The 15,150-nt window shown below is 42.8% G+C and carries 17 protein-coding genes; 14 read left to right on the top strand and 3 right to left on the bottom strand.

The genetic code is table 11. The annotated features are described in order from the left end of the window. The first annotated feature begins 53 nt into the window (after positions 1 to 53). Positions 54 to 452: a hypothetical protein gene (locus ABXS85_RS05945; protein WP_353669121.1), complete on the top strand. Its 399-nt coding sequence runs from the start codon at positions 54 to 56 to the stop codon at positions 450 to 452. Positions 453 to 586: 134 nt separating this feature from the next. Beyond that, positions 587 to 1,201, top strand: coding sequence for a methyltransferase domain-containing protein (locus tag ABXS85_RS05940; RefSeq protein ID WP_353669120.1), 615 nt, complete (start codon positions 587 to 589; stop codon positions 1,199 to 1,201). Here ABXS85_RS05940 and ABXS85_RS05935 read toward each other — a convergent pair whose 3' ends face one another. Together ABXS85_RS05935 and ABXS85_RS05930 are read right to left on the bottom strand one after the other, a co-directional pair. Continuing rightward, positions 1,202 to 1,300: a hypothetical protein gene (locus ABXS85_RS05935; RefSeq protein WP_353669757.1), complete on the bottom strand. Its 99-nt coding sequence runs from the start codon at positions 1,298 to 1,300 to the stop codon at positions 1,202 to 1,204. It abuts the gene before it with no gap. 48 nt (positions 1,301 to 1,348) lie between these two features. Then, complete coding sequence (locus tag ABXS85_RS05930) at positions 1,349 to 2,890, bottom strand: phophatidylserine decarboxylase associated domain-containing protein (RefSeq protein WP_353669119.1); 1,542 nt, start codon at positions 2,888 to 2,890, stop codon at positions 1,349 to 1,351. Between the two features lie 307 nt (positions 2,891 to 3,197). Between ABXS85_RS05930 and ABXS85_RS05925 the strand changes: the two genes are divergently transcribed. From ABXS85_RS05925 to ABXS85_RS05870, 12 genes are all read left to right on the top strand, one after another. After that, entirely contained in the window at positions 3,198 to 3,734 is a 537-nt protein-coding gene (locus ABXS85_RS05925) for an N-acetyltransferase (protein ID WP_353669118.1), read from the top strand. A 505-nt stretch (positions 3,735 to 4,239) separates the two neighbouring features. Continuing rightward, positions 4,240 to 4,722, top strand: a complete 483-nt coding sequence (locus tag ABXS85_RS05920) for a MazG-related protein (RefSeq protein ID WP_353669117.1) — start codon at positions 4,240 to 4,242, stop codon at positions 4,720 to 4,722. A 64-nt stretch (positions 4,723 to 4,786) separates the two neighbouring features. Beyond that, the gene (locus tag ABXS85_RS05915; protein WP_353669116.1) at positions 4,787 to 5,134 is read left to right on the top strand and encodes a Fis family transcriptional regulator; all 348 of its coding nucleotides are present in this window, start codon (positions 4,787 to 4,789) and stop codon (positions 5,132 to 5,134) included. A 71-nt stretch (positions 5,135 to 5,205) separates the two neighbouring features. Further along, positions 5,206 to 5,613 (top strand): GFA family protein, encoded by a 408-nt coding sequence (locus tag ABXS85_RS05910; RefSeq protein ID WP_353669756.1) that lies wholly within the window; start codon positions 5,206 to 5,208, stop codon positions 5,611 to 5,613. Positions 5,614 to 5,714: 101 nt separating this feature from the next. Beyond that, positions 5,715 to 6,533: an alpha/beta hydrolase gene (locus tag ABXS85_RS05905; RefSeq protein WP_353669115.1), complete on the top strand. Its 819-nt coding sequence runs from the start codon at positions 5,715 to 5,717 to the stop codon at positions 6,531 to 6,533. Between the two features lie 145 nt (positions 6,534 to 6,678). After that, complete coding sequence (locus ABXS85_RS05900; RefSeq protein WP_353669114.1) at positions 6,679 to 7,548, top strand: M15 family metallopeptidase; 870 nt, start codon at positions 6,679 to 6,681, stop codon at positions 7,546 to 7,548. Between the two features lie 112 nt (positions 7,549 to 7,660). Beyond that, complete coding sequence (gene phnR, locus ABXS85_RS05895) at positions 7,661 to 8,368, top strand: phosphonate utilization transcriptional regulator PhnR (protein WP_353669113.1); 708 nt, start codon at positions 7,661 to 7,663, stop codon at positions 8,366 to 8,368. Between the two features lie 142 nt (positions 8,369 to 8,510). Further along, the gene (locus tag ABXS85_RS05890; protein ID WP_353669112.1) at positions 8,511 to 9,539 is read left to right on the top strand and encodes a putative 2-aminoethylphosphonate ABC transporter substrate-binding protein; all 1,029 of its coding nucleotides are present in this window, start codon (positions 8,511 to 8,513) and stop codon (positions 9,537 to 9,539) included. A gap of 132 nt (positions 9,540 to 9,671) precedes the next feature. Further along, a complete protein-coding gene (locus tag ABXS85_RS05885; protein WP_353669111.1) occupies positions 9,672 to 10,748 on the top strand; it encodes a putative 2-aminoethylphosphonate ABC transporter ATP-binding protein in 1,077 nt (358 codons plus the stop codon). Continuing rightward, entirely contained in the window at positions 10,745 to 12,463 is a 1,719-nt protein-coding gene (locus ABXS85_RS05880) for a putative 2-aminoethylphosphonate ABC transporter permease subunit (protein WP_353669110.1), read from the top strand. Before ABXS85_RS05885 ends, ABXS85_RS05880 begins: the two co-directional genes overlap by 4 nt. A 12-nt stretch (positions 12,464 to 12,475) precedes the next feature. Beyond that, positions 12,476 to 13,396, top strand: coding sequence for an EamA family transporter (locus ABXS85_RS05875; protein WP_353669109.1), 921 nt, complete (start codon positions 12,476 to 12,478; stop codon positions 13,394 to 13,396). Positions 13,397 to 13,454: 58 nt separating this feature from the next. Beyond that, positions 13,455 to 14,111, top strand: coding sequence for an HAD family hydrolase (locus ABXS85_RS05870; protein WP_353669108.1), 657 nt, complete (start codon positions 13,455 to 13,457; stop codon positions 14,109 to 14,111). An 80-nt stretch (positions 14,112 to 14,191) separates the two neighbouring features. Here the strand turns inward: ABXS85_RS05870 and ABXS85_RS05865 are convergent, their stop codons facing one another. After that, positions 14,192 to 14,953, bottom strand: a complete 762-nt coding sequence (locus tag ABXS85_RS05865; RefSeq protein WP_353669107.1) for a DUF4344 domain-containing metallopeptidase — start codon at positions 14,951 to 14,953, stop codon at positions 14,192 to 14,194. Between the last annotated feature and the right edge of the window lie 197 nt (positions 14,954 to 15,150).

Below are 15,150 nucleotides of genomic sequence, written 5' to 3'. Positions count from 1 at the left end.
GTGTCCTTGAATGTTTTTGATGATGCATTTTATGATGAGCATGAGGAGACCAGTTGGAAATTTCAACTATTTTGGATGTTTTGGAAAAGATAGAGACCAGGCTAAACAGCTATTGGAATTTTTACACAATAGTGATTGTTGCTGTATGTGGATGGTTAGTTTCTCACATTGCAGAGCCTGCTGAGGACCTCAACCCTGATATTGCGCATTTTTTAGCATTTGGTTGTATCTTATTTTTCTTTATGAATCTTACTGTAATAAGAGCAGCGACAATTCGCCTTTTAAGTTTTGAAAATGCTCTCATTCAATTAGTTGAGGATAGTCAGCATCTCACACCACAAATTAGGGATTACTTATCAAAGCCACAATTAAAAATGCGTTTGGCGTTTACCTATATTACGCATATCACAATGGATACAGCGGTCATTATTTTTATATATTGGGCGCTGTAGGTGTTAAAGGAAGTTAAAGGGCTTTGACTTCTTTGCCCTTTCTTGAACCTTTCATGCAATTTCGTTGCGACGTAGAAAAAGATTTACCTCTATTGGGTTTACTAAGGCGCGCTTTAGTACGACGTAGGTAATTAATGATGAAACCAGTACAAACAGGAAAAAACTACGACACAATTACAGATCGTTGGTCTGATGATCGCTTTAATATGAAAAACGGAATCGATCAGCATAAAAGAGCAATATCCTTTGTAAAATCAAGGGGTAAGGCTCTCGATGTTGGTTGCGGTCGAACGGGAAGAATAATGGCGTTATTGGCCAAAGAGGGCTTTCAGCCTGAAGGCTTAGATGTGTCAGAGAAAATGATTGCACTGGCTCGAAGTCGTAATCCAGAATGGACTTTTTATCATCAAGATATTTGCTCCTATCAAATATCCGAAAAATACGACTTCATAACCGCCTGGGATAGCATTTGGCATATCCCATTGGAGGAGCAAGTTGGTGTGATTTCAAAACTGGCAAGTGCGTTAAATCCTGACGGTGTATTAATATTTTCTTTTGGTGGAGCTAATGAACCAGGTGATCATACTGATGACACTATGGGGCCAATGATGTATTACTCTTCTTTAGGTACAAATGGCTTTATACAGGTGTTGCTCGATAATGCTTGTACCATAAAACACTTAGAATTTGATCAGTATCCAGAGTTACATACCTACATAGTGGTGCAAAAAAATACCGTGATGTATTGATCAAGCATCCCATGCAGTTCGAGCCCATTCTTTAACAATAGCTTTATATTGTTCAGCTGATTTCGCTCGATAGACATCATCAGCAGTGGTTGTGCTCAAATATCGGGGCAAACGGCAGATTCGCCCCGATATTTGATTTAAATTAGGTCATGATACAGCATGCCCAATCGTGGAACCTAAGTTATGCACTGTTGAGTTATTTTGATTGATATCCGTTGCCCATTGTTCCAAGTTGACTTTGCCATTTTCAAAAATAAGCATATGGGTAGAACCGCCAAACTGAAACATGCCAATCTCGTCGCCAGCATCGACATCTTTTGGCTGATCGGAAGCGCTTATTTGAAAACCAGGATCAATATTTACACTGGATACTTCCACCATGCCAATGCAAATCATGGCGACATAACCCACTGAATCATTGTGGAAAATGTAGATGGCTCGGGCAGCCGTTTGCGCCAAATATTGCTGTGATGCGGTACCTAGCCAGGTGTCAGTGGTTTCACCAAAGCCTTCTGGTTCGGAAAAATAGGTCACTCCAAACTCGTCCGAGCCATTGTAATAGGCACCATTAAAGACTTGCGATTGAATCAGTTGTCCGTAAATTGGAGCGTGCCATCTATGGTAGTGAGTTGCAGATAAAAATCCCTGATAGCTCTGCCCATTAACAAACTTGTCTGCCCATAAATTGCCTTGAGCATCAGACATGCCATTAAATATGTCTGCCAAAGAATAGACATTGCCTTTGATCCACAGCGCATTTTTTTCGGGACTGATATTGGCATCGTATATCCAAGGAGTAGTCTCGCAACCAATTGCCACAACACTATCGCTTTTAGGCGGAAACGGCCTTGTTCCCGCTTGGAAAGTGCGGGTGAAAAAATCGGTCCAGCTAGAAAAACCAAGATACCGATCTTGCCGATTAGGAATGACAAAATCTTTCCAGACACCGGCATTGTACGCCTGGGAGGATACCCATGAGCCAGGTTGTTGCGCATTTTCAGTGTCAAGATAGGTCAGAGAGTCAGTACTTCCCAGATAGGTGTGCCAGGCATCCAAAATACTGAATAATTGACGATTGAAGGCCTGATCTTTGAGCAGAAAATAGCCTGTTTCGCTTCCCATCCCCACAGCCATTAATCCATTGAAAGGAGTACCCACCTGAGCAATTGGGGTGCTGCTCAACGGCACATAATTAAACTGTGGTGAGTTTGTAATTATGGCATTGATAAGATCGAAAAACTCATCGGAATCTTCAAGCCATTCTATTTGATTATTATTCAACAACTGAGTAATGGTATCTCCATATACTTCAGTCATATTAAAAATCAGCAGCATCCTTTGGTGGAATGTCAGGCTCTGATAAACCGCATTAATACTGGCGTTGGCGTCAAGTATCATGGCGTTAATCGCATCCAGATAAGTGGGAGTTGGATAGTTTGCTGTCAGAAAGTTTTTTAAATCGGTATCAGTAACTAGCGTTTGGTTGGCCCAATCTTTAAAGTCTTGTACAGCAGGGCTCAATACTGGGAACTGTGCATTTTTCTGCAACTCAATCCGCTTGACTCTCTCTGGAAATACATAGTTTGTCGTAGCCCAAAGTCTATTAGGGATCCAAAATCCCTGTTGGTGCAATCTGTCTACATCAATATCAATCTGAATTTGAGGATGATTTACCTTTATATAACTCATAAGTTCTCCTTGTAAAAAAGTCTATCGCTCCGCTCGAATATTTAAGATCGTTTTGTCGATGTGAAAATATGGAAAATAGCAGGGGAGTTTCGTAATATGATTTTCCCCAGCTTTTAAACTGTAGTAGCTATTTAGGTAAAAATACAAAATAAAAATAGACGCATAATATAGTTTTATAAAATGATGAAAATTTTGCATCAAGATGATTGGACCATTTCAATGATGTGCACTGAATTAATCATTAGTTCTACTGAATAGCTATTTACTAGGTGTCTTACTTAAATCTCGTCCTGAAGGATAAAGAAATATGCCGTTTTCACTTTTTAATAAATCAGGATCCCAAGAAGTGGTTGAGCTTTTTAGGCGTGTTTTTTCGGCTGCTGAAGGGGAAGCAGAAGGTCAGATCATTGCGGATTTTGTTACCCAGCTATTGGCGACCACTCAGCCGAAAGATTTGATCGGCTGCATCGCAGAAGAAAATGATATTCTTGTTGGCTGTCTCTTTTTTAGCCGCCTTTGGGTTTCTAGTGGACAAGTTGCCTTTATTTTGTCCCCCCTTGCTGTTGCCACAGAGGCGCAAAAAAAGGGAGTGGGTCAGGGGCTTATTCAGTATGGTTTAGATCATCTCAAGTCCTTGGAGGTCAATTTGGTTTTTACCTATGGCGACCCAAGTTATTATGCCAAAACGGGCTTCGAACCAATCAGTGAAAATAAGGTGAAAGCGCCTTGTCCGTTAAGTCAGCCAATTGGTTGGCTAGCGCAATCATTGGATGCAAGTCCAATCCAAACAATGTCTGGCCCGACCAAATGTGTTGAAGCATTAAATGATCCAAGCTTATGGTAGTCATTAGATCGCATAGGTGTCTGATGGGAAATAGACAATAGTGACGTTTTGATCTGATGTGTAATGGTTAATAGGTTATGGGCGTTATTATTGCTTGAAAAATGAAGATAGATGCCTGCAACGGCAGGGTTGTTGCAGGCATCTGGATCTTTGAAAAGGAGTAGACTTGGCCTAATCACAGAATACTTATTTGAATGTTAATAAAATGTTCTAAGGCGTTTGCTTAAGACTCTTAGAATTGATGACAAAGTAAGATAGCGATTTGTCCAATCTTGAAAGGCGAGAATGTCTTGCTAATGTCTCTAAAATCCTCCAGACAGGAGGCATCGGTGCAATCTCTCTTCGTAATGGTCTCCCGGGCGTTGGCAAGCCTATTTTTCCTCCCTGTTGGTGACGTGGTGGAACATGCCAAGAAATATGATTTGATCTTGTTCTGCAAAAAGAAAATCAGCAGATTACTAAAATCAGCAGATTACTAAAATCAGCAGATTACTAAGGAGGCCACATGAGTAATAAGGTTAAAGTTGCTTTACTTTGGTTGAAAGGTCTATTGGAGAGGGAGCAAGTCGAGTTTCAAATTGTTGGAGGATTAGCAGCGACGATCCACGGAGGATGTCGTGATATCGCTGACATAGATCTTTATATTCATAATGACAATATCAGTAAGCTTTATCCCTATTTGGCCCCATTCATATCAAAACCGTTAGGGCATTATGTGGAATATGGTTGGGATCTAGAGTATTGCCAATTGGTCTATCAGGGACAAAAAATTGAAATTGGCTTGTCGCAGAACACAAGGATACAATCCCACCAAGATGCTTCATGGCATCCTCTTGAGATTCATTTTTATGAGTCCGTTTACAAAGATTATCAAGGCATCATCTTACCCGTGATGCCAGTGCATCGCTTGATTGACTATAAGCGAATATTGGGTAGGGAAGTAGACCGACTGGATATTCAGGACTTGACCAAGCAGAGTGCGTCCTAACAATGGATATGTGTAAAGTAAAATGGTAGAAGTTTGCAATACTTATATTTGACATCTAATCATCATGCGTAAATCCGATAAGAAGCTTGATAATCAAATCCGCTTAGCGCTGACGGACGTGTGTGAGTCTGCTCTCAAGAAGATTCAAGGTTTTGAGTGGCTTACTCACAGTGCTCAATACGACCGTTTCCCAGACAGTTTGCGGGTGACTTGTATCTTTGATACCAACGAACATCTTGAGGCCTTTAAAGCCTCCGCTGCGAATCAGCAGTTACAGCAACAGATTCATGATGGATTGAAAGCTTTGGGCATTCGCATTAGGACGATTCAAAAGCATATTGCCTACGATACAGAAGAAAATTGCGAGTGCTTTCATGATGGCAATTGGGCAAGACGCTTGCAAGACGATTAGTCATAGGCTTTTAATCGCATTGCCATTAATGATGTCATGGTGGAATAAGCAAGGAGAGTAAATTGAATAGTATCACCTATCCGATAAGCGGTTCATGTCAGTGTGGAAACGTACAATATCAGCTATTGGCACCACCGCTTATGGTGATGGCTTGTCATTGCAAAGAATGCCAAAAGCTGTCGACCAGTGCGTTTAGTATCACCGCTATGGTGTCCTCAGACAGTGTCACCTTCCAAGGTGAAATGAAAAGCTGGAGTCGAGTGGCCGACAGTGGCAATACCAACGCAGCCAAATTTTGTCCGACCTGTGGTAACCGCATTTATCATTTTGATCCCAATGACCCAGATAAAATAAAGCTCAAGCCGAGTAATTTATCCGATACTCGTGTTATACAACCCACTGCCCATGTATGGGTGAGTGAAAAGCAAGATTGGTATCAAATACCCGACGGCGTTAAGGTGTTTGATAAGCAGCCATAGGTTTAGCTTTTGTGTGTCTATCTTTGGTTATTACTATCTCACGTCGTTGGATTTATTGAATTTAACTCTAGGGGGTTAATAAAACCTAAAAAGGAGCACAAATGACGCATTGGAGTTTGCCCTACACTTTTGACTATCAAGGTAGGAAAGTGAAATATGGGGTTGAAGGGGAAGGAGAAGCACTGATTTTGGTGCATGGCACTCCTTGGTCATCATTTAATCTCAGGCATTTGATAAAAGCCTTTTCAAGCCATTATAAGGTCTATTATTTCGATTTATTGGGTTATGGTGAATCTGATAAAAGTAATGGGGATGTCTCTTTAAAAATACAAAATTCGTTGTTGGATGCTTTGATAGAGTATTGGCAATTGGATTTGCCTTTGATTGTGGGACATGACTTTGGTGGTACCACGGTATTGAGAAGCTATTTATTGGATCAACGCCAGTACAAGAAGATGGTTGTGATTGATCCAGTCGCCTTGTCGCCTTGGGGCTCACCTTTTTTTAAACATATTGAGAAATACGAAACCGCTTTTGCAGAAGTTCCTGATTTTATCCATGCTGCCATTGTGGAAGCCTATATAAAAACGGCTGCTTATCAGCCATTAACTCAAGCAACCATTCAGGGGATTCTTGCCCCTTGGTCAGGTGAAGAGGGCAAGAGTGCTTTTTATCGGCAAATTGCCCAAGCGGATTCAAAGTATACGGATGAGTTTCAGGATAAATTTTCTCATTTTAATGTGCCGACATTAATTTTGTGGGGAGAAGAAGATCAATGGATTCCTGTTGAACAAGCGCATCTTCTTCATAGTAAAATTAAAGGCTCCGAATTGGTTACTGTTCCTGAGTCTGGGCATTTGATTATTGAAGAGAAGCCTGACATTTTGGTTAAAGAGATTCGCCGTTTCTTTGAAAATTGAACACAAAGCGTATTCTCTCAGACTCAATCTCACCTTCTCTAGTTTTCTTGGCTATTATTCCTAAGCTAGGATCAATAACTGGGTTTAGGTGTGCCAGCTTTATATGCATTAAAGGTTTTACATAAATAATTTAATGGGTCGCTCTGTGTATCTTGTATCGCCAGTTGAGTTAAGCAAGCTTGTCTTGAAAGTTGGATTGTACGTCATCTTTTTTATTCCTTTGTTTTCTATTGCTGCCAATACTCCGTCTGCGGGGGGAAACCGTTATTTTTCTTTATCTTCTGCATATTGTAAGTCGTTAGAAACAGCAGGAGTAATAACCAATGCCAATCCTGTACCTTGTACCAGATTGAAAAAAGTTCTATTCCGTTATGTGAACGCACAAGGGCAAATAATGGACGATGGTCAGTTTGTTGTGTTGGATTTGCTTGCTCCTAAAGTGGCTTTACTCATGAATGAACTCTTGAAACAAGAGTTTGTTATTTATCAAGCCAAGCCTATTGAATTTTATGGGGGGAATGATCATGCCTCGATGAGGGAGAATAACTCCTCTGCTTTTAATGGGCGGGCAGTATTCGGCGGTAAACGCTGGTCATTACATGCCTATGGTGCGGCCATAGACATTAATCCGGTGCAAAACCCTTTTATTCGTATTGAGGCAGATGGCAGTGCGCAAATCTATCCGCAGGAAAGTGCGTATTATGCGGTAAACCGTTTACAATATCGTCCAGGTAAAGCCGCGCGTCTTGGTATGTCGGAAGAGGTTGTTGAGCGGTTTGCTGAGCATGGTTTTTTTATTTGGGGAGGTGATTGGAATGCCCCCATTGATTACCAACACTTTCAAGTTGGCCCTTATTCCTTTGTCGAAACCTTGTTAAAGATGACGCCAAGCGAAGGGCAACGAGTTCTAGATGAGCATATTGAAAAGTATTCGCAATGCATGGCACAGGGTATGAATAGCATAATAGCGAAACCAAGTTTACGAGCGACATGCATAGAAAATTTGTTTCGTTAATGGCTATTTGTTTTAATTTGGATCCTTTCTATTTTGTGTCATCAGCCAAAGTCTGCAAACACAAGGCTGGTGATATAAGCATTAAGAGTCAATCGTTTAGGAGCCGCTGAGTATGTCCACGCCGCATTATCACCACTTACAACAATATTTCAGTGAGCTTATTGCCAGTAACCAATTGATCTCCGGCAGTAAATTGCCATCGGAAAGAGAAATAAGGGAAGAGTTTAATCTTACTCGGGTCACCATTCGTCAGGCGCTTAAAAATCTAGAAGCAGAAGGGCTTATTTACCGACAAAATCGTCGTGGCTGGTTTGTTTCCCCACCCGCGGTGATTTATAACCCAGCCCGCCATTTAAGCTTTAACTTGTATGTGGCTGAGCAAGGCTGTCAGCCAAGTACGGAAAAGCTTGTGCAACAAATTGAACCAGCCACTGAAAAAATTGCGCAATTAATGAACATTCAGCCGGGAGATCCGGTGCTTTTTTTACATCGTCGTCGTTATATCGATCAGCGTCCGGTGTTAATTGAAAAGATGTACATCAACCATACATTGCTGCCGGGTATTGAAAATGAAGACCTCACCGAGTCGTTAAGTCAGATATTAAAACGCAAGTATCAACAAGAATATCGCGACATGGATCTGTCTTTTAATTCCACTTCCTTACCTGCGAATGCCGCCAATGATCTAGGGATTGCCGCGGGTCAACCGGGTTTACAGATAGAACGTATCAATTATACAAGCGCCAAAAAAGTGTTAGAAATAGACTATGAATATTGGCGTCATGATGCGGTAAATATTCATATCTCAGTGAGTGATTGACGCTTACTGCAGAGTGTTCATTTTCTTTTAATAAGTCATCAATTTCAGATTTCCGTCATCCTTTTGAAATATTTGGCTGCTATTTTGCATATAGCAATCTGGTATATACCAGATAACGACCCCCGATGTATGGAGAAAAGAGATGACTCAGAAGACCCTATTTAAACGTCTGGCTGTTTTAGCAGGCATCACTACCATTTCAATGGCGGCTCATGCGGCGAAGACGGAATTGACTGTCTACACTGCGATTGAAGCGGAAGATCTGAAGAAATACGCAAAACGTTTTAATGAAGAGCACCCAGAAATCAAAATTAACTGGGTACGTGATTCAACCGGTATCGTTACAGCAAAATTGCTTGCAGAAAAAGAAAATCCTCAGGCTGATGTGGTGTGGGGATTGGCGGCAACCAGTTTAATGTTGCTGAAGAATGAAAACATGCTGGAATCTTATAAGCCAAAAGGCTATGACAAGTTATCTGACAAATTCAAAGATATGGATGCTAACCCTGTTTGGACTGGAATGGATGCCTGGATGGCTGCCATTTGCTTCAACACAGTGGAAGCCGAAAAGCTTAACTTACCTAAACCAACCTCTTGGGCTGACTTAACCAAACCCGTTTATCAAGATCACATTATCATGCCTAACCCGAATTCTTCTGGTACGGGCTTCTTAGACGTGAGTAGCTGGCTGCAGATCTTTGGCGAAAAAGAGGGCTGGGCATACATGGATGGTTTGCATAAAAACATTAACCGCTACACGCATTCTGGTTCTAAGCCATGCAAATTGGCGGCAGCGGGTGAAATCCCAATTGGTATATCCTTTGCCTTCCGTGCCGCTAAATCTAAGAAACAGGGCGCACCACTGGATATCGTTTTTCCAACCGAAGGATTGGGTTGGGATATGGAAGCCACAGCGATTGTAAAAGGAACGGATAAGTTGGCGGCGGCGAAAACCTTAGTGGATTGGACAGTTTCGAGACAGGCGAATGAAATGTACAACGAAGGTTATGCCGTAGTGGCCATGCCAGGTGTGGCAAAACCCGTTGAATTCTTCCCTGCAAACGCGGAAGAACTCATCATCGATAATGATTTTGAATGGTCAGCGGATAACCGCACTAAGATCCTTGCGCAATGGCAAGAGCGTTATGACAACAAGAGTGAAGCCAAATAAACCCATGCGGAAATAGGGCATACGCCCTATTTCCTGCGCTTTCTAATTAACCCATTTTCAGTGGGTTTTGTCATGGTTCAGTGTGCCATTAACGGGCCATCACAAAACAGACTATTTAAAGCAGAGGATCTCATGTCGACCCAAGCCTATTTAGAAATGCAACATATTCATCAGACATTTGGCTCACATCAAGCCTTAAAAGACATTTCTCTTCACATTCAAGAGGGGGAATTTGTGTGTTTTTTGGGGCCATCAGGATGTGGTAAAACTAGCCTGTTAAGAATCATCGCGGGCTTGGACACTCCTGTATCAGGCGACATTTTTCAGGCTGGCGAAAACATTACCTATACCCCCATAAAACACCGTGATTTTGGTATTGTTTTCCAATCCTATGCTTTGTTTCCCAATTTAACCGTGGCCAATAATATTGCCTATGGCTTGGTGTCGAAAAACGTCAGTGCCAGTGATCGCCGCAGCAAGGTCAGTGAATTGTTAGCCACTGTTGGCTTATCGGGCAGTGAAGAGAAATACCCAGCACAATTGTCTGGCGGGCAACAACAAAGGGTGGCGTTAGCGAGAGCCTTGGCCACCTCGCCGGGTTTGCTTTTGTTGGATGAACCTCTTTCGGCTTTGGATGCACGGGTAAGGGCGCATTTGCGTCAAGAAATTAAGCAGCTGCAAGAAAAGTTGGGCGTGACCACTATTATGGTGACCCATGACCAAGAAGAAGCCCTCACCATGGCCGATAAGATTGTCGTGATGAATCAGGGGGTGATTGAACAAATCGGCTCGCCGCAAGAAGTCTATGCTCAGCCCAAAACCCCTTTTGTGGCGGAATTTGTTGGCGAGATGAATTTCCTCAATGCCACGGTAACCCGTGCAGGGGTTATGCAATCTCATAATTTGACCTTACATTGTGATGCCCCAAGCAATTTGCGCGATGGCGAGCAAGTACAGTTGGCGATTCGTCCTGAAGATGTGCGTTTCAGTACAGGGGACGAGGATCAGAACGCATTGCATGCAGAAGTGCTTCATCTGGAATTCCTTGGCTCTAGAGTGCGTTCTTTATTGCAGCCGAAAGATCATCAAGAAACCATTTTGGCAGACATTTCGATGAATGAAATGTCTCGTTTGCAGCTGACTCAAGGGCAACAGGTGCAGTGCCAGCTGCCACAAGAGCGTTTGCATATCTTTGGAGGTGAGGTATGAGTCAATCCAGCCAAAGTTTGACTTTGCATGCATCCCCTAAGCCAAGCTGGTTGTCACGTCGTAGCTTCGACGAATGGAGTTTGGGTGGCATTTTAGCCATTGGTGTATTGGCACTTTTTATCTGTGTTGTCTTGCCTTTATACACCTTGTTGTCGAAAAGTGTGGAGAGCAAAGCTGGGGATTTTGTTGGCCTGGCGAACTTTGCTAAATTTATTGAAACCCCGAGTCTGTACAGTTCGATCAGTAACTCTTTATTGATCGCTTTTTTGTCTACTATTATTGTCACCAGCTTATCTTTCTTAACCGCCTACGGCATCAGTCGTACACGTATCCCGTTGAAAGGTGTCTTTAAGACAGTTTTGGTGTTGCCGATTTTGGCGCCTTCCTTATTGCCCGCGATCAGCTTGGTGTATCTGTTTGGTAATCAGGGGATTTTGAAAGAATTATTAATGGGCGAAAGCATTTATGGCCCCATTGGTATTGTGATTGGCTCTTGCTTTTGGACCTTTCCACATGCCCTGATGATCATGCTAACAGCACTTGCGAATACCGATGCGCGTTTGTACGAATCGGCAGAAGTGCTGGGCGCGTCACCTATGCGAACCTTCTTTACCGTGACCTTGCCAGCGGCGAAATACGGCATTATTAGTGTGGCGTTTGTTGTCTTTACCTTGGTGATTACCGATTTTGGTGTACCCAAAGTAATTGGTGGGCAATTTAACGTATTGGCAACGGACATTTATAAACAGGTAATAGGACAACAGAATTTTGAAATGGGGGCGACGGTCAGTGTGATTCTCTTGTTGCCTGCGGTATTAACCTTTATTACTGATCGCTGGTTGCAAAGAAAACAGTCGGCTTTGTTGACCTCTAAAGCGGTACCTTGGACGGCCCCACAACGGGTCTGGATAGACAGGGGTTTTCTCATCCTAATGTTGTTGGTATCCGGCGTGATACTCAGCATTATTGGTATGGCGATATACGCGTCTTTGGTGACCTTTTGGCCTTATAATCTCGCCTTGTCGCTAAATAACTATAACTTTGATCTCATGGACGGTGGCGGTTGGGAGTCCTATTGGAACTCGATTCAAATGGCCGCCTTTACTGCACTGATTGGTACGGGGTTTATTTTCTTCCAGTCCTATCTGGTGGCCAAACTACCTGGATTTCATGTGCTCAAATGGTTTTTTCACTTGTTCGCTATTTTGCCTCTGGCGGTACCTGGCTTGGTGTTGGGCTTGGCGTATATTTTCTTTTTTAATGCGCCAGACAATCCTTTGAACAGCATCTATGGCACCATGACCATTTTGGTGGTGTGTACCATCAGTCACTTTTATACCGTTTGTCACCTCACCGCGACCACGGCGTTAAAGCAGATAGACAGTGAATTTGAGTCGGTGTCTGCGTCGTTAAAAGTGCCACAAATAAAGACCTTTTGGCGTGTCACTCTGCCAGTTTGTATGCCTGCGGTCCTCGACATTGCCAGTTATCTTTTCGTCAATGCTATGACGACCGTATCCGCTGTGGTCTTCTTGTATTCCTATAATACCAGTCTAGCGTCGGTAGCCGTGTTAAACATGGATGACGCTGGGGACATTGCACCCGCGGCGGCCATGGCGGTGATGATCATGTTGACTTGCATGTTGGCACGCATCCTACATTGGTTCTTGGGCAGCGTGCTGTTGAAACATACGCAAACATGGCGTCACAGGTAAGATGATTTTCTGATGACTTTTACGGCCATTATATTGGTACTCATTTCCACCATAATGCATGCGGGCTGGAATTTTTTCGGTAAAAAAGCCAGCCCCACATTGGCTTTCTTTTTTCTTACTATGGTGGCGGGAGCCGTATTATTTTCGCCTTTGGTAGCGCTTAACTGGTCACTGGTTCGTGCCTTTAATAGCGAGATTATTCTCTTGTTATTCCTCACAGGATTTTTTCAGTCGCTTTATTTGTGGGGCTTGGCGGAAGCTTACAAAGCGGGGGACATGTCCATTGCTTATCCCATCGCCCGATCGTCTCCACTCATTATGGTGGGGATTTCGAGTTTCTTATTGGGGCAACAACAAGCGATTTCTGTGCAAGCTGTGCTCGGTATGGGCATGATAGTGATAGGTTGCTTATTGATTCCTTTACCAAGCTTTATGGCGTTTACGTGGCGTAACTATGCTAATCGAACCACCTTATTTGCATTGGTGGCGGCGTTCGCCACAGCGGGTTATTCCTTAGTGGACAATCGTGCGACTTTTTTGATGCGCCACCTCCAAGACGATGGCGGACAAGCGCTGGCTGGTGCCAGTGACGTCGCTTTGGTGTATGTGACATTACAAAGTGCTTTTGCTGTGATTTGGATGATCTGGTTTGTGCTGAGAACAAGATCACAACAACAGGAATGCCAACAATTGCTTCGTCATCAATGGCAAGCGGTTCTGTTAACCGGAGGGCTGATGTTGGGGACCTATTCATTGGTGATTTTAAGCATGGCGTTTGTTGATAACGTGAGTTATGTGGTGGCGTTCCGTCAACTGAGTATTCCATTGGGCGTTTTATTTGCGGTTATTGGCTTCGGAGAATCCCTTCGAGGCCCCAAAATCATGGGTGTATTGATTACCTTTATTGGCTTAGTCGCCGTGGCGCTAGGCTAAAGAAAACCTTTATTCATAACCTTTTATACATAACTTTTTAGACAGTAAAGGAGCCAGAATGGCACTCGCATTTTTTGATCTTGATAATACCTTGGTTGCTGGAGATACAGCACAGGCTTTTTCAGAATACATAGACAATGATCCAAGCATACCGACACCCGAAGATTTTTTGCAAAAGAATCATAGTTACATGGAAGAGTACGATGCAGGTACCTTGGATTTAGCCGATTATATGCGTTACACCTTGTCCCCTTTAATGTCCTTAAGCGCTTCGCAAGTGCAGGAATTGATTCAGCGCTTTATTGACGCGGTGATTGTAAAAATGGCTTTGCCTAAAGCCAATGCATTGATTCAAAAGCACCTTAGTGACCAAGACCAAGTGATTATCATCTCGGCAACGGGGATGCATTTGGTTGCGCCTATTGCCAATTATTTAGGTGTGTCCCATGCGTTAGGCGTGGATATAGAAATCCAACAAGGGCAGATTACTGGCGAGGTGGTGGGCACGCCGACCTTTAGAGAAGGTAAGGTCACGCGCGCTTTGGCGTGGGCAGATCAGCATGGCTATGATATGAAAGACGCCTATTTTTACAGTGATTCCCACAACGATTTACCCTTATTAGAAAAAGTGACTTATCCTGTGGCGGTTGATCCAGATCCGACTTTGGAAAAAATCGCCACACAAAAAGGCTGGTCGATTCTGAGTTTGAGATAAGCGAGGCAACACAGCAAGGTAAAGTGAAAGCTTAATGGTTGTTACGTTACCTTGCTCAAAAGTTTGGCAGGCGTTGAGCTTTATTTTAAATGCCTATGCCAATTTATCTGCACGGTTTCAAAATAGTATTGGCAATATTCCTGCCTTTCGGCCACGGCTTCAACATCCACTTCATTAAGTAGATCTGGATGTTTTTTGGGGTTAGCACCATAGACCAAACAGAGGGTAGAAAAATAGCGTTGTAAATCAAAACTGTGCTCGCCAATGTAGTCCAAACTGTCGTAATACTCAGGTCCATCTTCGGATTCAAAGGCAAACATGTCGGCAGCGCTGATGGCAATTGAGTCGCCTTGATCAAAGTTTTCCAATATGAGTAAGGTGGCCAGATTATCCGCTGCATCCTCTTCTTTTCCTAGAATGGCGATGTCTTGATCCAGAATATAAGCGTGAGCCAGCTCATGGAAAAGTGTATGGATAAGGGTATGAATCGCCGCTTCTGTGCTGTCGACACCGTATTCTTTTTGGTAAGCATTTTTTCTAAAGTAATATTCTGCTCCGACAATGAAAGCGTAGGGGATTAAGATACTATTGTCTTGAGGATCAAATAATGGTCCTTCATCGCTACCAAATACAATCTTGACGGCTTCATTAAAATGAAAGTGTTGGTCAATGATAGCCGACATTTGGGCAAACCATTGGCGATCTTTTAAATTGGCTAATATCTTTTTTTCTTCAACTTGTTTAGCATCTTCAAGGGTAAAGGTGACATTGGCGGCATACGTGCTTTGTACGGAAAAGAATAGCGGTATTAGCATTAGAGAGTGGACGAAGAGACGTGTCATAGCCAAAGCCTTTTTTAACAGAATGCTTAATACTAAATAAAATAGATGTGTTTGTGATTTCTTTTTGTAAAAACTCAGTTGAAGTTTTTACAACAGCAACGGAATCGGCAAGCCATTGGTAGTGCGGTTTTGGTTTCCGGTTTCTTGTCATTATGATGAATCCATAAGCGACCTAAAGCCGTTATGAGCATAATTTG

The sequence above is a fragment of the Marinomonas sp. THO17 genome, from assembly GCF_040436405.1.
Classification (GTDB): Bacteria; Pseudomonadota; Gammaproteobacteria; order Pseudomonadales; family Marinomonadaceae; genus Marinomonas.
The sequence above is the reverse complement of the archived record's forward strand: the minus strand, read 5'-3'. Positions and strand labels throughout refer to the sequence as shown.